Annotated in this window: 21 protein-coding genes and 1 tRNA gene; 6 read left to right on the forward strand and 16 right to left on the reverse strand. The window is 68.4% G+C overall.

Annotated features, from left to right (window positions below; genetic code table 11):
* Positions 1-97: 97 nt before the first annotated feature.
* The gene (locus tag CQ042_RS16675) at positions 98-778 is read left to right on the forward strand and encodes a YqaJ viral recombinase family protein (RefSeq protein WP_105671578.1); all 681 of its coding nucleotides are present in this window, start codon (positions 98-100) and stop codon (positions 776-778) included.
* 25 nt (positions 779-803) lie between these two features.
* Here CQ042_RS16675 and CQ042_RS16680 read toward each other — a convergent pair whose 3' ends face one another.
* Genes CQ042_RS16680 through CQ042_RS16700 form a run of 5 tightly spaced genes read right to left on the reverse strand, consistent with a single transcriptional unit; the run spans position 804 to position 3,819 of the window.
* A complete protein-coding gene (locus CQ042_RS16680; protein WP_105671579.1) occupies positions 804-1,301 on the reverse strand; it encodes a hypothetical protein in 498 nt (165 codons plus the stop codon).
* Positions 1,298-1,930, reverse strand: coding sequence for a hypothetical protein (locus CQ042_RS16685; protein WP_105671580.1), 633 nt, complete (start codon positions 1,928-1,930; stop codon positions 1,298-1,300). Before CQ042_RS16685 ends, CQ042_RS16680 begins: the two co-directional genes overlap by 4 nt.
* Positions 1,927-2,544: a signal peptidase I gene (locus CQ042_RS16690; RefSeq protein WP_105671581.1), complete on the reverse strand. Its 618-nt coding sequence runs from the start codon at positions 2,542-2,544 to the stop codon at positions 1,927-1,929. The genes CQ042_RS16685 and CQ042_RS16690 overlap by 4 nt, the downstream gene beginning before the upstream one ends.
* 29 nt (positions 2,545-2,573) lie before the next feature.
* Entirely contained in the window at positions 2,574-3,191 is a 618-nt protein-coding gene (locus CQ042_RS16695; RefSeq protein ID WP_105671582.1) for a SipW-dependent-type signal peptide-containing protein, read from the reverse strand.
* A gap of 7 nt (positions 3,192-3,198) precedes the next feature.
* On the reverse strand, positions 3,199-3,819 hold the full coding sequence (locus tag CQ042_RS16700; RefSeq protein ID WP_105671583.1) for a SipW-dependent-type signal peptide-containing protein: 621 nt from the start codon (positions 3,817-3,819) through the stop codon (positions 3,199-3,201).
* Positions 3,820-4,095: 276 nt separating this feature from the next.
* Here CQ042_RS16700 and CQ042_RS16705 point away from each other — a divergent pair, with 276 nt between their 5' ends.
* Together CQ042_RS16705 and CQ042_RS16710 are read left to right on the forward strand one after the other, a co-directional pair.
* Positions 4,096-5,817, forward strand: a complete 1,722-nt coding sequence (locus tag CQ042_RS16705; RefSeq protein WP_105671584.1) for an MDR family MFS transporter — start codon at positions 4,096-4,098, stop codon at positions 5,815-5,817.
* Entirely contained in the window at positions 5,804-6,292 is a 489-nt protein-coding gene (locus CQ042_RS16710) for a MarR family winged helix-turn-helix transcriptional regulator (RefSeq protein ID WP_105671585.1), read from the forward strand. The genes CQ042_RS16705 and CQ042_RS16710 overlap by 14 nt, the downstream gene beginning before the upstream one ends.
* On the opposite strand, the gene CQ042_RS16715 is transcribed toward CQ042_RS16710, so the two are convergent.
* Positions 6,231-7,172 carry a LysR family transcriptional regulator ArgP gene (locus CQ042_RS16715; protein WP_105671586.1) on the reverse strand — a complete coding sequence of 314 codons (942 nt, stop codon included), beginning with the start codon at positions 7,170-7,172 and terminating at the stop codon, positions 6,231-6,233. The genes CQ042_RS16710 and CQ042_RS16715 overlap by 62 nt on opposite strands.
* Positions 7,173-7,242: 70 nt before the next feature.
* On the opposite strand from CQ042_RS16715, the gene lysE reads away from it, so the two are divergent.
* Positions 7,243-7,905, forward strand: coding sequence for an L-lysine exporter (gene lysE / locus CQ042_RS16720; protein WP_105671587.1), 663 nt, complete (start codon positions 7,243-7,245; stop codon positions 7,903-7,905).
* A 5-nt stretch (positions 7,906-7,910) separates the two neighbouring features.
* Here the strand turns inward: lysE and CQ042_RS16725 are convergent, their stop codons facing one another.
* The 7 genes from CQ042_RS16725 to CQ042_RS16755 form a co-directional block, all read right to left on the reverse strand.
* The gene (locus CQ042_RS16725; RefSeq protein ID WP_105671588.1) at positions 7,911-8,267 is read right to left on the reverse strand and encodes an iron chaperone; all 357 of its coding nucleotides are present in this window, start codon (positions 8,265-8,267) and stop codon (positions 7,911-7,913) included.
* A 48-nt stretch (positions 8,268-8,315) separates the two neighbouring features.
* Positions 8,316-9,119, reverse strand: a complete 804-nt coding sequence (locus CQ042_RS16730) for an amino acid ABC transporter ATP-binding protein (protein WP_105671589.1) — start codon at positions 9,117-9,119, stop codon at positions 8,316-8,318.
* Complete coding sequence (locus CQ042_RS16735) at positions 9,106-9,771, reverse strand: amino acid ABC transporter permease (protein ID WP_105671590.1); 666 nt, start codon at positions 9,769-9,771, stop codon at positions 9,106-9,108. The genes CQ042_RS16730 and CQ042_RS16735 overlap by 14 nt, the downstream gene beginning before the upstream one ends.
* A 3-nt stretch (positions 9,772-9,774) precedes the next feature.
* The gene (locus CQ042_RS16740) at positions 9,775-10,587 is read right to left on the reverse strand and encodes an amino acid ABC transporter substrate-binding protein (RefSeq protein ID WP_105671591.1); all 813 of its coding nucleotides are present in this window, start codon (positions 10,585-10,587) and stop codon (positions 9,775-9,777) included.
* 171 nt (positions 10,588-10,758) lie between these two features.
* Positions 10,759-11,448 carry a 50S ribosomal protein L1 gene (gene rplA / locus CQ042_RS16745; protein ID WP_046747865.1) on the reverse strand — a complete coding sequence of 230 codons (690 nt, stop codon included), beginning with the start codon at positions 11,446-11,448 and terminating at the stop codon, positions 10,759-10,761.
* Between the two features lie 11 nt (positions 11,449-11,459).
* Positions 11,460-11,891 (reverse strand): 50S ribosomal protein L11, encoded by a 432-nt coding sequence (rplK, locus tag CQ042_RS16750; RefSeq protein ID WP_091027467.1) that lies wholly within the window; start codon positions 11,889-11,891, stop codon positions 11,460-11,462.
* A gap of 122 nt (positions 11,892-12,013) precedes the next feature.
* Positions 12,014-13,021, reverse strand: coding sequence for a WYL domain-containing protein (locus CQ042_RS16755; RefSeq protein WP_308736987.1), 1,008 nt, complete (start codon positions 13,019-13,021; stop codon positions 12,014-12,016).
* 79 nt (positions 13,022-13,100) lie between these two features.
* Between CQ042_RS16755 and CQ042_RS16760 the strand changes: the two genes are divergently transcribed.
* The gene (locus CQ042_RS16760) at positions 13,101-13,499 is read left to right on the forward strand and encodes a VOC family protein (RefSeq protein ID WP_105671593.1); all 399 of its coding nucleotides are present in this window, start codon (positions 13,101-13,103) and stop codon (positions 13,497-13,499) included.
* A 159-nt stretch (positions 13,500-13,658) separates the two neighbouring features.
* On the opposite strand, the gene nusG is transcribed toward CQ042_RS16760, so the two are convergent.
* From nusG to CQ042_RS16775, 3 genes are all read right to left on the reverse strand, one after another.
* Complete coding sequence (gene nusG, locus CQ042_RS16765) at positions 13,659-14,702, reverse strand: transcription termination/antitermination protein NusG (RefSeq protein WP_105671594.1); 1,044 nt, start codon at positions 14,700-14,702, stop codon at positions 13,659-13,661.
* Positions 14,703-14,744: 42 nt separating this feature from the next.
* On the reverse strand, positions 14,745-15,023 hold the full coding sequence (secE, locus tag CQ042_RS16770) for a preprotein translocase subunit SecE (protein ID WP_105671595.1): 279 nt from the start codon (positions 15,021-15,023) through the stop codon (positions 14,745-14,747).
* A 40-nt stretch (positions 15,024-15,063) separates the two neighbouring features.
* Positions 15,064-15,136, reverse strand: a tRNA-Trp gene (locus CQ042_RS16775).
* 172 nt (positions 15,137-15,308) lie between these two features.
* Here CQ042_RS16775 and CQ042_RS16780 point away from each other — a divergent pair.
* Positions 15,309-17,153 (forward strand): HSP90 family protein, encoded by a 1,845-nt coding sequence (locus CQ042_RS16780; RefSeq protein ID WP_105671596.1) that lies wholly within the window; start codon positions 15,309-15,311, stop codon positions 17,151-17,153.
* The last annotated feature ends 20 nt before the right edge of the window (positions 17,154-17,173 follow it).

The raw sequence follows: 17,173 nt of genomic DNA on the forward strand, positions 1-17,173 counted from the left end.
GCGGACAGACCTCCTCCAGCACGGGTGGACGGACCGGAGGATCACCGCTGCGGTGCGGGAGGGAGGAAGGGTCGGCGGGCGGGGTTAGGGTCGAAGGGTGACCCCGGAACTCTCTGCACGCATCGTCGCGGACTCCCGCGACCGCGTCGCATGGTTGCGAGCGCGCTCGCGCGGGATCACCGCCACCGACGTCGCAGGACTCACCTCCGAGCGCTCGATCGCCCGGGCGGCGGACTCGAAACTCGGCGGCGGACCCCGATTCGGCGGCAACGCGTACACCGATCACGGGCGGCGGCGCGAGCCCGAGATCGCAGCCTGGGTTGCGGCGACACACGGCATCCTCCCCTCCTCCGCCCTGTTCCGGGCCGAGGTCGAACACCGCCACCTCGCCACCCCCGACGGCATCGCGGTGGACCCCGACGGGCGCGTGAAGCTCGCCGAGATCAAGACCACGAACAAGGCGTTCCGCGGCATCCCTCGCACGTACCTCCGTCAGGTGTGGTGGCAGCAGCACGTGCTCGGCGCCGAGCGGACGCTGTTCGTGTGGGAGGAGCACGTCGACTTCGCCCCGATCCACGATGAACCGCGCTGCGTGTGGATCGACCGCGACGACCGCGAGATCGCGAAGCTCGTCGGACTCGCCACCGACCTCATCGACGAGCTGTACCGACGCACCACCGGTCAGCAGATCCCGAGCAAGGTGATGGATGCCGCGGCCAGCCGCCGCGAGCAGCTCCGCGAACGCGACGCCTTCCGCGCGCTGGCACTCGCCGACTGACACGCCGCCGAGGCGGCGGCACTCCTCAGGTGCAGGTGTTGTTGCCGCCGAGCCCCAGGAGCCCGCCGACCGACAACGAGCGCGTCGCCGCCGGAGACACCCACGATGTTCCGGAGTAGACGGTCTCGACCTTCACCGCGTTGGTCGATCCGAGGAGACTCCCCAACAGGGTGTTCAGCAAACCCGAGCTGATGGTGGACGTGTAGGTGTACGGACCCGACCCGCTCTGCGTGACATTGGTGTTGTCCACGACGACGTTGTTGATGGAGAATCGCTGCTGCGCTTTCAGATAGGGCGACGTCCAGCTGATCGTGAAGCCGGTGAACGTCCCCAGGAAGCTCGTCACCGTGCAGGAGGTGACCACGGGGCTCGCCAGCGTCGACGCGGTGAAGGACCCCGCGGCGTACTCGCTGTCGGTGAAGGCGGCGTCGGTCATCTGCACGGCGGGCGATGTCGCGATTCCGACGAGCACCGCGAGACCGACCGCACCGGCGAGGATGCGTGCACGCGCGTGACGCCTCATCTCGCACCCTCCGCCGTGGACCCCGCACGTCGGCGACGGAGGAGCACCAGCGCCGTTCCCCCGACGACGAGCACGGTCCCGGCACCGACCGCCCAGGGCACGCCGAGCGGTGACCCCGTCGTCGCGAGCCCGCCGTCCGACCCGACGGACACGCTCTCCCCCGCACCCTGCGCGAGCACGCGGACGTCGGTACTGCCGGTCCCGTCCGCCGGATCCAGGAAGATGGCGAGCCGGAGGTGCGCCGTCTCGGTGTCGGCGATCTGCGTCAGAGGGATCTCCTCCCCGTCGCGCGGGATGCTCCAGCCCGTGCGCAGTTCGGTCGCACCCCCAGGGCACCCGCCGGCTGTCCAGGCCTGACGGCACATCGAGACATCGAGGAGCAGCTGCGCATCACCCGTCGCGCTGACCGCGATCTGCACGACTCCCGGATCCGGCGCGTCCGCGCTCACCGCGACATCCCACTCGACGGGCTGCCCTGGAAGCAGGCTGCCGGCCGCCGCCCAGTCCGCGACGGAGACGAGGCGCAGAACCGCCCCTTGGATGACCTGAGTCGTCGGCGCCGCCCACACGGCTGACGGCATCGCGACCGCGACGGCCGCGAGAAGCAGGGCGGCGAGCGCGCGTCTCATGGCCCGGTCCCCTCGACATCGTGTCCGGAGCGGCGCTGCCCGCGTGGCCAGAAGGCCCAGACGACCAGCGCCGTGGCCGCAATGGTCAGCGATCCGAGAACCACCGGGTTGCCCATGCCTGCGACGATCATGGCGATGCCGGGGATGGAGAACAGCACGGTCCGTACAGATGACACCGGGTACGGGAACGGGTCGTCCGCGGCGTTCGCATCGCCGCGCATAGTGATGATGCGCTCGTCCGCTCTCGTGCCGGCGGCGATCGTGGTGACTCGGTGGGTGACCGGCAGCTCTCCCTCACGGTCGACCGTCACGATGTCGCCGACCTCGATCTCGCTGGCGGGGACACGCTGCACCACGGCGACGGAGCCCGCAGGGATCGTCGGCGACATCGAGCCCGTGCGAAACATGATGAGCGTGATCTGCGCGGTGACGGCGAGCACGACGAGCAGGATGCAGACCGCGCCGGCCGCGGCGGCGAGCCAGAGCAGTGCGTCGCCGATGATCCGTCCCGGTCGAAACCGCGCACGCGCGGGGACGGCGACCGGGTGCCGATCGATCGCGTCCGACGCCGAGCCCGTTTCCCGTAGGCTCCGCCGTGTCGCCGGGGTCGTCATCTCGTCCTCCTCCCTGCCGTCCGCTCCTGTTACGACGATGTCCCCTGGATCTGCCAGGTCTGCGTCATCGTCAGCCCCTGCGCGGCGTTGGGTGCCGTCGTCGGGAGTGTGACCGCGAAGCAGTAGTTGACCTGCGCCCCGCCGTTCGCCGTCACGACCTGCGTCGCCGAACCGCCCGCCGTCAGCGCGGATCCGTCTGCGACGACCGCGGTGCCCGCCCCGTAGGTGGTCGCATTGCAGGTGGTGCCGGCGATCGTGCGGACGCCATACGTCAGATACGTCGCGAGACCCGTACCCCCGGGCGTTCCCGCACTCAGCTGCAGTGTCCCCGCGACCGAGGGGTTGGCGGTCTTCACACTGAACAGCGCATACGTGGAGTTCCCCGGCGCCATGGCGGTGGGGGCGAGCTGGAAGTTCAACGCAGCGGCGGCTCCCGTCGTCGCGTGGCTCGAGAACGTCGTCCCGTCGGTGGCGCCGACGATGTCGAACCTGCCGGCGGTGAAGTTCGCGGATCCGAACTCGGAATCGTTCCACGCGGCGAGGGTCGCCGCCATGCCGATGCCGAACACGAGCCCGCCCGCGAGGACGGCTCTCAGCCGACGGGAGCGCAGCCGCCGCCTCTCCCGCGCTTCGCTGCGGGTGACCATCGCATGCTCAGTTCGTCGACGTCGCCGTGAACTTCCACGTGGCGTTGGTCACTAGGCTCGGTTCGAGCGCGGCGTCCGCCGTCACCTTGAAGCACAGCTGCACGGCCGTGCCCGGATCGGTCGCCGTCGCCCCGGCCGTGAGCGGCACCGTGGTCACACCGGTCTGCGCTTCGAGTGTCGTGCCGGTGGCGATCGGCGTCCCCGTCGCCGACGCCGCGTCGCAGGTCGCGCCCGGTGCGAGCTGGTAGATCGAGTAGGAGAGGTGCTCGGAGTTCGAGCTCGCCGCGGGGTCGGCGGTCGCGCCGTCGGCGACGAGGTCCGCCCCGCTCGTGGTGCCGACGCCGAGGCGCACCCAGAACCCCGCGTACACGGAGCTCGTCGGCGACATGTTGCCCACGAGGCCCGCCGGCAGGGTGAAGGCGAGCGTCGCCGCGGTGCCGGCGGAGTCGTGGTCGGCGTAGGCGCTGCCGTCGGTCGATCCCTCCAGGTTGAACGCCCCGGCGGTGAACGTGCCGTTCGCGAACTCGGAATCGTTCCAGACGGCGAGTGTCACCGCGGTACCGACACCGAGCACGAGCCCGCCCGCCAGTACCGCCAGGATCTTGCGCTGGGTTGCCTTGGTTGCCATGTCGCTTCCCCCTCAGGAATTCGTGAACCACGGGAATGCCTGTGCTCCAGTCGCCCCTCAACGACCCGCATCCGCGCGTTTGCGCCATCCTCTCCTTGCCCCACCCGCAGAACAAGGCGATTTCGCGCAGGACATTCGCTCATCCCGCGCAGACCCGAAACCTCTCCTGAAATCGTTGACGTATATCAACGACCGGAGTATAGTTGACGCAGTTCAACCATCTTGCGCGCGCCAGAGCTGTCGCAGCATCTCCACACACTCTGCGAAAGGTCACGCATGACCACGGATTCCCCCGTCAAGATGACGCATCGCCAGGTGCTCGAAGCCCTCACCGGCCTCCTGCTCGGCATGTTCGTCTCGATGATCGCCACCACGGTGGTCTCCACCTCGATGCCCGTCATCGTGCACGACCTCGGTGGCGACCAGGCCGCCTACACCTGGGTCATCACCGCGACCCTCCTCACCACGGCGATCTCCACCCCGATCTGGGGCAAGCTCGCCGACCTGTTCAACCGCAAGCTGCTGATCCAGATCGCGATCGTGATCTTCGTGGGGGCTACGGCCGCGGCAGGTTTCGCGCAGGACACGAACACTCTCATCGCCTTCCGCGCCATCCAGGGCATCGGCGGCGGCGGGCTCGCCGCCCTCAGCCAGGTCATCATGGCCGACATCATCAGCCCGCGTGAGCGCGGCCGCTACATGGGCCTGTTCGGCGCCGTGATGGCCGTCGCCACCGTGGGCGGTCCGCTGCTCGGCGGATGGATCACCGACGTCGCGAACTGGCGCTGGAACTTCTTCGTCGCGCTCCCCTTCGCCGTGGCCGCACTGATCATCCTGCAGAAGACACTGCACATCAGCACCGAGCGCACCCGAAAGGTCTCGATCGACTACGTCGGCATCGTGCTGCTGTCCGCCGCCGTCTCGCTGATCCTCATCTGGATCACCAACGCCGGCTCCGCCTTCGACTGGTGGAGCACCGAGACGGTGCTCATGGTGGGCGGCGCGATCGTCTCGGCCATCGCCTTCGTCATCGTCGAGCTCAAGGTGCGCGAGCCGCTCATCCCGCTCACGCTCTTCCGCGGCCGCACATTCACACTGTCGGTGCTCGCCTCCATCTCCATCGGCGTCGCGATGTTCGGCACCTCGGTGTACCTCGCTCAGTACATGCAGCTCTCCCGCGGCGCCACGCCGACCGAGGCCGGGCTCATGACGCTGCCGATGATGGCCGGTCTGCTGATCTCTTCCATGGTCATCGGCCAGCTCGTCACCCGCTTCGGCAAGTGGAAGGGCTACCTGATCCTCGGCTCCGTGCTGCTGATCGCCGGTTCCGTGATGCTGTCGACGCTGCACTACGACACGAACTTCGTCCTGGTCTCGATCTACATGTTCGTGATGGGCGCCGGCGTCGGCATGACGATGCAGAACCTCGTGCTCATCGTGCAGAACGTCGCGAAGCCCAGCGAGATGGGTGTCGCGAGCTCGGGCGTGACCTTCTTCCGGAGCCTGGGTGGCACGGTCGGCGTCTCGGTCATGGGCGCCGTGCTCGCGAACAGCCTCACCGGGCTGTTCAGCGACGGCAAGGAACGCATCGGCGCCGCGATCGCGCAGCTCGGCGACAAGGGCGCCGAGGTCGCCGCGCAGCTCTCCAGCGGCACCTTGCCCGAGGTCCGGCTCCTCCCGGAGCCCGTGCGCTCGATCATCGAGGACTTCTACGCGCAGGCGATCTCCCACGCGTTCCTGATCGGCATCCCGCTGGCCGTGATCAGCCTCATCGCGATCCTGTTCCTGCCGAACCGCCCGCTCACGACGATGACGACGAGCGAACGCGCCCAGGCGGATGCTGCCGAGAAGAAGTCCGTCGACGGCACGGTGGACGATGCCGCCGACGTCGCGATCGCCGATGCGACGGCGATGTCGGGAGCGCCGACGACCGGCGCCGTGGCGGTGCCCGAACGTACGGGAGACCACGGCGATACGGCATCCGATGTCCGACGCTGACCACGTCACCGACACCCCGGAGGCGCGGGCCGCGGCGGTCCGCGCCCTCGAGGCGGAGTTCGGCGAGCTGATCACGCACTTCCGTCGCGTGATCACGGAGAACGCGAATCGAGTGAGCCCCGGCCTGCTCCCCGGCGCCTACAAGATCTTCACCACGATCGCGCGCTGCGAACGCGTGACGGTGTCGACCCTGTCCGAGCGGATGCTCATGGACAAGGGCCAGGTCAGCCGCACGGTGCGCGAGCTGGAGGACCTCGGGCTGATCGGACGTTCGCCCGACCCCTCCGATGGCCGCTCGTTCCTGCTGCAGCTCACCCCACAGGGCGAGGAGCGGCTCGCTGCGGCCAGACTGCCGCAGGAAGGCCGACTGCTTCGCACGCTCGAGGACTGGAGCCTCACCGACATCGGGAGCCTCACCCGGCTTCTGCACGCCCTCGCTTCCGGCGTGACGCCGGGTGCGAACGCGGACGACTGACCGACGCGCCGAGCACACGACGCGCCTCGGCGGCGATCTCCCCGGCGATCGTGTCGAGCAGCTCGGACCGCAGATTCCACTGCTGCCAGAAGAGCTGCACGCGAAGGGCCGGTCCGCCCAGGGGGACCAGGCCGGGCGCCTCCTGCAGCAGCGGCACCATGCCCCACCCGAGCCCGTGCCCGACGGCGAGGGCGTAGTCGTGCGATGCCGGGACGTAGTGGCGCGGCACTCCTTCCTGCCCGACGGCCATCGCTCGGAGCCACTCGTGCTGCAGAGTGTCCCTTCGATCGAAGTCGACGAACGGCGCCGCAGCCAGGGCGGTCGCGGTCACCCCGTCCGCGAACCAGCGCTGCACGAATCCCGGCTCGGCCATCGCCCGGTACTCGAGCACGCCCAGAGGAGACACCGAGCATCCGGAGACCGGCGCCTCCTCGCTCGTGACGGCCGCCATCACGGTGCCGGACTCCAGCAGACGCGCGGTGAAGTTCTGATCGTCGCGGTGCAGGTCGAAGTCGACGTCGTGGCGAGCCGAGAGCCGTGCGAGAGGGGCCAGGAACCACGTCGCCATCGAGTCGGCGTTCACCGCGAGGGGGATGCTGATGCGACGCGTGGCCCCGGCGTCATCGATCCCCACACCGACGAGCGCATCGTGTTCGAGAAGGGCGACCTGCCTCGCCAGACGCACGACCGCTTCTCCCGCTTCCGTCAACCGCGCGGGCTTCGTGCGCACCACCAGGATGCGACCGAGTTGCTGCTCGAGTGTCTTCAGCCGCTGACTCACCGCGGAGGGAGTGATCTGCAACCGCTTCGAGGCGGCGTCCAGCGTCCCCTCGTCGATGATCGCGGCGAGAGTCGTCGCCAGCTCCGGATCGATGCGCACATTAGCGATCCTAATGTCCCGGTAGGAATCTTCGCTTCCTTTCATCTTCTCCCATTCCTAAGCTGAATCCATGCTCACCGTTCTCGCCGGCCTCGGACTCGGCCTCTCCCTCATCGTCGCGATCGGCGCGCAGAACGTCTTCGTGCTGCGTCAGGGGATCCGTCGGGAGCACGTCCTCGCCGTCGTGATCATCTGCGCGCTCTCCGACGCGGCGCTGATCGCCGCGGGCGTCGCCGGGCTCGGCTTCGTCCTCTCCGCCGCGCCTTGGCTGGTGGTCGTCGCCCGCTGGGCAGGGGCGCTGTTCCTGTTGACCTACGGCATCCTGGCAGCGCGACGGGCATGGCGCGGTGGTAAGGAGCTCGACGTCGACACCGCAGACTCCCCCGGCTCGGGATCCATCGCCGCGGAGACCTCTACCACCACCCGGACCCGCACACGTCTGGCGCCCGTGATCCTGACCACGCTCGCGCTCACCTGGCTCAACCCACACGTGTACCTCGACACCGTGCTGATGCTCGGCTCGATCGCAGCCACCCACGGCGACGAGCGCTGGCTCTTCGCGGGCGGGGCCATCGCCGCCAGCCTCCTGTGGTTCACAGCGCTCGGGTTCGGCGCCCGCTACCTGGGCCGTTGGCTACGCACACCGCGGTCGTGGCGCATCCTCGACGCCGTGATCGCCGTGGTGATGATCGCGATCGCGATCAGCCTGGTCGCGCCGGTCCTGGGGGCCTGACGGCGTCAAGCCCCGTCGATCTGGGAGAGCCGGGCGCGGACGAGAGCTTCGAGCACATCGCTCGGGATCGGATGCTCAGGCTGGAACCGGATCGTCCCCTTGTCGACGCTGACACCGGGATGCCGCTCCAGGAGGCCGGCGACCGCGGAGACCGCATCCGGGCTGAACGGGTAGATGCCGATGTGCTTCTTGGCGCGCATCACCGAGAGGAGTGCCTTGCCGCCGTGCACGAGCGCGGGCATCCCATAGCCCTTGCCCTGCTCCGCGTCAGGCACCTCCTGACGCGCGACCGCGTAGACCCGGTCGATCGCCGCACGATCCGCCGGAGTGAGCCCTGACAGGTAGTCGTCGATGGTTCCCACGAGGGCATCCTGCCACCGATCCGCACGCAAGGCGAGGAGGGAGCAGGATCAGGCGCCGTCGAGCGGTCGCATGATGCGCGTGAGGAACCGCTGCGTGCGCTCATGCTTCGGCGCGCTGAAGAGCTCGGCCGGCGGCCCCTGTTCCACGACCACCCCGCCGTCCATGAACAGCACGTGGTCGGCCGCCTCTCGCGCGAAGCTCAGCTCGTGGGTCACGACCGCCATCGTCCAGTTCTCGTCCGCGAGTTCCTTGATCACGAGGAGCACCTCGCCCACCAGCTCGGGGTCGAGCGCGCTGGTCGGCTCATCGAACAGCAGCAGATCGGGCTTGAGGGCGAGCGCCCGCACGATACCCACACGCTGCTGCTGGCCCCCCGAGAGCTGATGAGGACGCGCGTGCGCCTTGTCCCCCAGGCCGACCCGGTCGAGCAGCGCGAGCGCCTCGGACACGACCTCGTTCTTCGGACGCCCCTGCACCCGCCACGGGCCCTCGATCACGTTCTCGAGGACCGTCAGATGAGGAAACAGGTTGTGGTGCTGGAACACCATCGCTGAGCGGTCACGGAGCGCGAGGCGCTTCTGCTTCTGCACCCGGGCCGAGGGCTTCGCCTCCGGGGCGAAGTCGAGGTCGGGCCCGCCGGCGACCACGATCGTCCCGGCATCCGGTGTCTCGAGGCCGTTGAGCGCGCGCAGCACCGTGGTCTTGCCGGAACCGCTGGGGCCGATGAGCACGACGACCTCGCCCCGGTGCAGCGTCAGGTCGATGCCGCGGAGGACCTCGTTGTCACCGAAGCTCTTGCGCAGCCCGCGGGCGGTGAGAAGTGCGTCGGAGGTGTTGTCAGTGGGCGACACGACTGTCGAGCCTCCTCTCGAGGGCGCTCTGGCCGAACGACAGCACCAGGCAGAACACCCAGTAGACCAGTGCTGCGGCGAGATAGACGACCATGAACTCGAGCGTCGTCGCCGCGATCTGCTGCGCCACCTTGAACAGCTCCGTCACCAGGATCAGCGAGGTGAGGGACGTGTCCTTGACGAGCGAGATGAATGTGTTCGACAGCGGAGGCACCGACACGCGCGCCGCCTGCGGCAGGATGATGCGGGTGAGCGTGCGGGTGCGGTTCATGCCGACCGTGTACGCCGCCTCCCACTGCCCCTTCGAGACCGAGAGGATCGCCGCACGCACGACCTCGGCGCCGTAGCCGCCGACGTTGAGCGACAGGGCGATGATCGCACTCGGCCATGGGTCGAGCGTGATCCCGATCGACGGCATGCCGTAGAAGATCACGAACAGCTGCACGAGCATCGGCGTGCCGCGGATCACCGAGATGTAGAACCGTGCGACGCCCGACACGACCGGGTGCACCGATATCCGCATCAGCGCGACGCCCACCGCGATGACGAGCCCCAGGACGAACGAGAGCAGCGCCAGAGGCACCGTCGCCGTCAGACCCGCCCAGGCGATCGGCCCGAGCGAATCGAAGAACAGCTGCCAGGGGCTCTCCATCGACTACTTCGTGACGTCTTCGCCGAAGTACTTCTCGCTGATCTCCGCGAGAGTCCCGTCGGCGCGGAGCTCCTCGAGCGCGCCGTCGACAGCGTCGACGAGCGCTTCCTTGTCCTTCGTGAACACGAAGGCCTGCTCGCCCGCCTCATCGGTCTCTGCCGCGATCTTGAGCCCGGTCGGGCTGTTGGTTGTCTCGTAGTCGAGGAAGGTCAGCTTGTCGTTCACGGTCGCATCCACGCGTCCCTGACGCAGCAGCTCGACGGCCTGCGCCCAGCCCTCGACCGCCTCGACCTTCGCGCCGGATTCGGTCGCCAGCTCGTACCAGTTGCTCGTGAGCGACTGCGCGGTGGTCTTGCCGTCGAGGTCGTCGAACGACGAGATCGAGTCGTCGTCTTCGGCGACGACGATCACGCCGGGCGAGACCGTGTACGGCGTGCTGAAGAGGTACTTCTCTTCGCGCTCGTCGTTGATCGACACCTGGTTCGCGATGACGTCGAAGCGCCCGGCATCGAGTCCGGCGAAGATCGCATCCCACTGCGTCTCCTGGAACTTCACCTCGAGGCCCAGCTTGTCGGCCACCGCCTGGATGATCTCGACGTCGAAGCCGGTGAGGTCACCCGAGCCGCCGTCGCCGTGGAAGCTGAAGGGACGGTAGGTTCCCTCGGTCGCGACCGTGAGCGTTCCGTCCTGCACGAGACCGAAGTCGGAGCTCCCGCCGGTGTCCGAGGTGCTCGCGGGTGTGCTCGATCCGCTGCAGGCCGTGAGCGCTGCAGCGGCGACGACGAGTGCGGTGACGGCGATGAGACGACGGGACATGAACCCTCCTGGGGTGTGAAGCGCGGTGCGAGTTTACGCGACCGTCGCGGGAACTCACCCACAGTACGCGGGGCGCGGCGGTTCGCCGCATCCGATGACGTTTCGTTTCGCGACGCCTCGGAGAACGCAGAAACGCCCCCGGGCGGACCGGGGGCGTTTCGGGAGTCAGACTCAGATGGCGTTGACGTCCAGCGGGATGCCGGGGCCGAACGTGGTCGACACCGCACCCTTCTGGATGTAGCGGCCCTTCGAGCTCGACGGCTTGAGGCGGACGATCTCCTCGAGCGCTGCGCCGATGTTCTCGTCGAGCTGCTCTGCGGTGAAGGATGCCTTGCCGACGACGAAGTGCACGTTGGCGTGCTTGTCGACGCGGAACTCGATCTTTCCGCCCTTGATCTCCTCGACGGCCTTGGCCGGGTTCGGGGTCACGGTGCCGGTCTTCGGGTTCGGCATCAGACCACGCGGTCCGAGCACCTTTCCGAGACGACCGACCTGGCCCATGAGCTCCGGGGTGGAGACGGCGGCATCGAAGTTGGTCCAGCCATCGGCGACCTTCTGGATGAGCTCGGCGCCGCCGACCTCATCTGCACCTGCGGCGATCGCTGCCTCGGCCGCGGGGCCGGTGGCGAAGACGATGACGCGGGCGGTCTTACCGGTGCCGTGGGGCAGGATGACGGTGCCGCGCACCATCTGGTCCGCCTTGCGGGGATCGACGGCGAGCTTCAGCGCGACCTCGACGGTCGAGTCGAACTTCGAGGAGCCGGTCTCCTTCGCGAGGGCGACGGCCTCGGTCGGGGTGTAGAAACGGTCTGCCTCGATCTTCTCGGCGGCAGCCTTGTAAGCCTTGGACTTGGTAGCCATGATTATTCTCCTCAGCCCTCGACCGTGATGCCCATGGAACGGGCGGTGCCGGCGATGATCTTCGAGGCGGCCTCGATGTCGTTCGCGTTCAGGTCGGCCTGCTTGGTCTCGGCGATCTGGCGGACCTGGTCCTTGGTGATCTTCGCGACCTTGACGGTGTGCGGGGTCGCGGAACCCTTGGGGACGCCCGCGGCCTTCTTGATGAGCTCCGCCGCCGGCGGGGTCTTCAGGACGAACGTGAAGCTGCGGTCCTCGTAGACGGTGATCTCGACGGGGATGACGTTGCCGCGCTGCGACTCGGTCGCGGCGTTGTACGCCTTGCAGAACTCCATGATGTTGACGCCATGCTGACCGAGCGCGGGGCCGATCGGCGGCGCCGGGTTAGCTGCACCGGCGTTGATCTGAAGCTTGATCAGGCCGGTCACCTTCTTCTTCGGTGCCATTCTCTTTCCTTTCATCGAATCGGATGCCGGAGCATCCGCTTCTCCCACGGATCCGGCGTTTCCGGAACGTGGTCGTCTCTGCGCACGCCGAAGCGCCGCACAAACCACACAAGTCTACCCGATCAGGAGGACTCCTGCGGACCGTGCCCGGCGTCGCGGTACCGGGACACGATCCGCTCACCGAGCTGCCGGAGGGCGACGCGCACGGCGGCAGGTTCGATGACCTCCGCCGCCCCCGTCCACCCGGCGAGCTGCTCGGCGAGGGCGTCGACGCGGTGCGCGCTGATCTCCATCCGCACGCGCCCCTCGCCGTCCGGCGCATCCGCGAGCATCCGGGCCTGCACACCGAACCGATCGCGCAGCGCCTTCACCGCCCAGGGTTCGACACCGACCACGGCCCGCACCGACCCTCGCATCTCCTCGACGCGCTCCACCATCTCCGACCACACCCGCGAGTGGTCGAAGCCCGCCGCGACCGAACCACGGGACGACAGCACGCGGACGTCGAGGATCCGATCCGCTCGATACGTGCGCAGCGCGGCCCCGTCGGCCACATCCGTCTCCGCGATCACGGGTGCGGCGATCAGGTACCAGCGCGCCCCTCGGCTGCCGACCATCACCGGCACCGCCTCGAATGCGGCCCCGGCGGACGCACCGTCGTAACGCAGCTCGACCCGGAAGCCGCCCGCGATCGCCCGCTGCAGCTCCGCGACCGCGGGCGGCACCGCGTCGGTCTCCGTCGCCCCCCAGGGGGCCTCGCGCACCGTCGTGGCGGCGACACGCTGCGCCCCCTCCCGGAACGGCTCGGGCACCGCGCGGATGAGCTTGCGTATCGCGGCGATCCGCTCGGGGGTCGCCGCGCCGCTCTGACTCAGCGCCACGAGCAGCGAGCTCACCTCGCCCTGTGTGAGCCCGGTGAGGTCGGTGCGCGCGCCGCCGATGAGCCTCCATCCCCCACCCCTGCCCCGGCTCGGATAGATCGGCACGCCCGACATCGCCAGCGCCTCGAGATCGCGGCGCGCAGTCGGCACCGAGACCTCGAGCTCGGCGGCGAGCTCGGCGGCCGTGATGTGCGCTCTGCCCTGCAGCAGCAGAAGCGCCTGGATGAGGCGGTCGGCGCGGATCGGAATCTCTTTTCTGAAGTGATCAGTAGGTGATCACTTCACCCGAAAGCATAGAAGAAACACCCCCACACAGAAGGAGAATCCGATGTTCCGTGGTCTCGCCAATCTCAACCTCGTCGCCGAGGACATGCCCGCCGCCGTCGCCTGGTACACCGCCGTCTTCGACTCGCCTCCCTACTTCACCCGTCCGGAGCAGGGACCGACGCAGTACGCGGAGTGGCGGTTCGGCGACGACGAGGACGAGTTCGCCCTGATGGATGCCCGCTTCCGCCCCGCGCTGGCGCAGCCCGGTGGCGCACTCGTGAGCATGCACGTCGACGACATCCGCGCCGAGGTAGCCAGGCTCCTCGATCTCGGCGCCACCGCGTTCGACCCGATCACGCAGCGCGGGGAGGGCTGGTGGTCGGCGTCGGTCAGCGATCCGTTCGGCAACCTGCTCGGACTCATCCAGAGCCCGCATTGGGCCGCACAGCACGCCGGGTGATCGTCTCGCATCGCTCCGCCCCCACTCCGGTCGCGATTGCGGCCGCCCAAAGCACGATTGAGCGACACCAAGTGCGACCGGAACCGAATCGACGCACGACGCCGGCACAACGCGAGAACGGCCGCCCCGAAAGGGGCGGCCGTTCTCGTGAGATATGTGTCAGACCATCTTGGTGACCTGGTCGAACGACAGCTCGACCGGGGTCTCACGCTCGAAGAGCGAGACGAGGACCGTGAGCTTGCCGCTCTCGGGCTTGATCTCGCTGATCGAACCGGGAAGACCCGCGAACGAGCCCTCCTTGATCGTGATGGTCTCGCCGACCTCGAAGTCGACCTCGGCCGGGAGCGGACGAGCGACGGCGACGCCGCCCTTCGACGCGATGTTCTTGGCCGTGGGGACGTCCTTGACCTCGACGAGCGACTTCAGCATGTTGAAGGCCTCCTCGAAGCGCAGCGGCGTCGGGTTGTGGGCGTTGCCCACGAAGCCGGTGACACCCGGGGTGTGACGCACGACCGACCAGGTGTCTTCCGTGAGCTCCATGCGCACCAGCACGTAGCCGGGGATGCGCACGCGGGTGACCATCTTGCGCTGGCCGTTCTTGATCTCGACCACGTCTTCCATCGGGACCTCGACCTGGTAGATCTCGTCCTCGACCTCGAGCGTCGACTTGCGCTGCTCGATGTTGGCCTTCACCTTGCGCTCGAAACCGGCGTATGAGTGGATGACGTACCACTTGCCCGGGAGCATGCGGAGGTCGAGGCGGAAGGCCTCGTACGGGTCTTCCTCCGCGTCCTCGTCGTCTTCGTCGGCGGAGGAGTCCTCGCCGCCCTGCGCGTCATCAGCACCGAGGTCGGGACCGTCGTAGGGGGTGACCTCTTCGGCCGCAGCCGCGTCGAGGTCGGCGGCCTCTTCGGCCACAGATTCGTTGAGGACCTCAGCGGCAGCCTCAGACTCAGCCGCTTCGTCCAGGTTGAGAGCGTCGTTCACGATCGCGTCCGCCTCCGGGTCGTCGATGTCGATGTCGATGTCTTCCGTGCCGTCGTCTTCGTCGTCTTCGCCTTCGACGTGGACGGCGACGTGCTCAGCCGAGGTGACCGAGAGCTCTTCCTCGGCGAGGACGTTGCCCTCCTGGGCTTCGTCCTCTTCGCTGGACTGCTCTGCAGCGGTCGCCCAGTCGGCGTCGTCGGAATATCGTTCAGACACGTTGCTTCTTCTCCATAGCTGCGGCGCGAGCCGCGGGCGTCATCAGCGAGGGTCAGGGATCCCGAACACCCAGTGCGTCATGAGCCCGAAGGCGAAGTCCAGACCGTAGACGATTCCCATCACGATCAGAACGAAGACGAGCACCACCCCGGTGAACTTGAACAGCTCCTTGCGAGTCGGGGTGACGACCTTGCGGAGCTCGGCGATGACCTGGCGGATGAACAGGGCGATGCTCCCGAAGAACCGGGAGAAGGGGTTGCCCCTCTTCTCGCGGGTGGCGCCGGCCGCGACGACCTCGCCGCGCGGTTCGTCCTGATCCATCCTGAATGTACCTTTCGTGTGTCAGCGTTGCGCTGACGCGCAGGGCGGACAGGAATCGAACCTGCAACCTGCGGTTTTGGAGACCGCTGCTCTGCCAATTGAGCTACCGCCCTAGAGACCTGGAGGCCTCGGGGTGTCTTCTCCACCCTGTCACGATCCCGCGGCGCGTGGCCCCAGGCATGGCGAAAGAATGCAGAAAACAACTGCCCCACAAGCATACGGCATCGATCCGGTGGCGCCGAACCGGGATCGCGAACGCGTGTTCTTGTTAGGCTCAGCGAGCGTATGCAGCAGGAGGGAGCGCCGGTGAGCGCTGATGTGCAGCAGTTCCAGGTGGACCTGCGCGGTGTCGTGGATCTGCTCAGCAGGCACATCTACTCCAGCCCCCGGGTGTATCTGCGGGAGCTGCTGCAGAACGCCCGGGATGCGATCACCGCCCGCCGCGAGGTGGACGGCGGGGGCGGACGCATCCGGATCACTCCCCTGACCGCGGAGACCGGCGAGTTCGTGCTGCGCGACGACGGCGTCGGTCTCACCGCGACGGAGGTCGCCGACCTGCTGGCGACCGTCGGCCGCAGCTCCAAGCGCGACATCTTCGACCTCCCCCGCAGCGACTACCTCGGGCAGTTCGGAATCGGCCTGCTCAGCTGCTTCATGGTCGCGGACACGATCGTGATCCGCTCGCGCAGTGCGCGGGGAGGCGCTTCGGTCGAGTGGACGGGCAGCGCGGACGGCACCTTCCAGGTCGCCGAGATCGACGAGGAGCTGCCGATCGGCACCAGCGTGCACCTCGTGCCGCGATTCGACGCCGATGAGCTGCTGCGCCCGGCTGCCGTGCACGAGCTGGCGACGACCTTCGGCGAGTTCCTCCCGGTGCGAGTGACCGTCGACACGACCGCCGGCGACATCGACATCACCAGGGACCCCCCGTTCCTCGATGCCGCCCAGGACCCCGAGCGGGCCCTGGAGTACGGGAGGGATCTGCTCGGCGCCGCTCCTCTCGACGTGATCGAGCTGAACGAACCGGCCACCGGCACCCGCGGCCTCGCGTACGTCCTGCCTTACGCCCCGCCTCCCGGCGCACGCCAGGCGACGCGCATGTACCTGGGTCGCATGCTGCTCTCCGAGCGCGTCGACGACGTGCTCCCCGACTGGGCGTTCTTCGTGCGCGCCGTGATCGACTCCACCGGTCTCGCCCCCACCGCGAGCAGGGAATCGCTGGTCGAGGACGCGGCGCTCGAACGCGTGCGCGAACAGCTGGGTGCCGGCATCCGCCGCTGGGTGCTCGAACTGGGACTGCGCGAACCGCACCGCCTCGCGCAGTTCGTCGCGGTGCACGAGGTCGGACTCAAGTCGCTGGTGCGCCATGACGAGGAACTGGCCCGCTTCATCTCCCGCTGGCTGACCGTCGAGACCACGCACGGCACACTGCGGATCGGTGATCTCGTCGAGCGGTACTCGCACGTCCGCTATGCGCAGACCGTGGACGAGTTCCGACAGGTCGCCGGCATCTCCCCCGCCGACGAGGTGCTCGTGAACGGCGGATATCTCTACGACGCCGACCTGGTCCGGATGCTGCCCGACCTCTACCCGCACGTCACGGTCGAGCAGGTGGACGTCACGGGCGAACTCGACCGCCTCGACCCGCCTCCCCTCGACGACCGCGACGCCGCGGTGGCCCTGGAGGCGCGTGCGGGGGCCGTTCTCGCCGCCTCCGACTGCGCCGTCGTGGTCCGGTCCATCGACCGTCCCGACCTGGCCGGGCTCTACGTGGCCGACCCCGAGGTGCTGCGCGCGATCGATCGCGGACGCACCAAGGGCATCACCGGCGCACTGTGGGGCGGCGTGCTCGACCGCATCGACAAGACGCTGTCCTCGGCACGAGAGGACGACCTGAGCGCACGTCTCTGCCTGAACTGGTCGAACCGGGTCGTCCGCGCCCTCGTGCGCGTGCAGGACGAGGCCGTCTTTGCCCGCACGGTGCAGCTCCTCTACATCCAGGCACTCCTCGCCGGGCACCATCCGCTCGCCGACGCCGACCGGGCGCTGATGACCAGCGCGCTCGCCGACCTCGTCTCGCTCTCGGCCGGCCTGGAGGGGGACACCATCCCCTTCGGCGACGCCCGCTGACACCTCACCGAAAGGTTCCG

Origin of the sequence: Microbacterium sp. MYb62, assembly GCF_002979475.1 — a bacterium.
In the GTDB taxonomy this organism is placed as follows: domain Bacteria; phylum Actinomycetota; class Actinomycetes; order Actinomycetales; family Microbacteriaceae; genus Microbacterium.

Excerpts from the sequence above, each read along its gene's own strand:
- CQ042_RS16680 (WP_105671579.1), bottom strand. The coding sequence starts at position 1,301 with ATGAGGCGTCACGCGCGTGCACGCATCCTCGCCGGTGCGGTCGGTCTC.
- CQ042_RS16685 (WP_105671580.1), bottom strand. The coding sequence starts at position 1,930 with ATGAGACGCGCGCTCGCCGCCCTGCTTCTCGCGGCCGTCGCGGTCGCG.
- CQ042_RS16690 (WP_105671581.1), bottom strand. The coding sequence starts at position 2,544 with ATGACGACCCCGGCGACACGGCGGAGCCTACGGGAAACGGGCTCGGCG.
- CQ042_RS16695 (WP_105671582.1), bottom strand. The coding sequence starts at position 3,191 with ATGGTCACCCGCAGCGAAGCGCGGGAGAGGCGGCGGCTGCGCTCCCGT.
- CQ042_RS16700 (WP_105671583.1), bottom strand. The coding sequence starts at position 3,819 with ATGGCAACCAAGGCAACCCAGCGCAAGATCCTGGCGGTACTGGCGGGC.
- CQ042_RS16705 (WP_105671584.1), top strand. The coding sequence starts at position 4,096 with ATGACCACGGATTCCCCCGTCAAGATGACGCATCGCCAGGTGCTCGAA.
- CQ042_RS16710 (WP_105671585.1), top strand. The coding sequence starts at position 5,804 with ATGTCCGACGCTGACCACGTCACCGACACCCCGGAGGCGCGGGCCGCG.
- lysE (WP_105671587.1), top strand. The coding sequence starts at position 7,243 with ATGCTCACCGTTCTCGCCGGCCTCGGACTCGGCCTCTCCCTCATCGTC.
- CQ042_RS16735 (WP_105671590.1), bottom strand. The coding sequence starts at position 9,771 with ATGGAGAGCCCCTGGCAGCTGTTCTTCGATTCGCTCGGGCCGATCGCC.
- CQ042_RS16740 (WP_105671591.1), bottom strand. The coding sequence starts at position 10,587 with ATGTCCCGTCGTCTCATCGCCGTCACCGCACTCGTCGTCGCCGCTGCA.
- rplA (WP_046747865.1), bottom strand. The coding sequence starts at position 11,448 with ATGGCTACCAAGTCCAAGGCTTACAAGGCTGCCGCCGAGAAGATCGAG.
- rplK (WP_091027467.1), bottom strand. The coding sequence starts at position 11,891 with ATGGCACCGAAGAAGAAGGTGACCGGCCTGATCAAGCTTCAGATCAAC.
- CQ042_RS16760 (WP_105671593.1), top strand. The coding sequence starts at position 13,101 with ATGTTCCGTGGTCTCGCCAATCTCAACCTCGTCGCCGAGGACATGCCC.
- secE (WP_105671595.1), bottom strand. The coding sequence starts at position 15,023 with ATGGATCAGGACGAACCGCGCGGCGAGGTCGTCGCGGCCGGCGCCACC.
- CQ042_RS16780 (WP_105671596.1), top strand. The coding sequence starts at position 15,309 with ATGCAGCAGGAGGGAGCGCCGGTGAGCGCTGATGTGCAGCAGTTCCAG.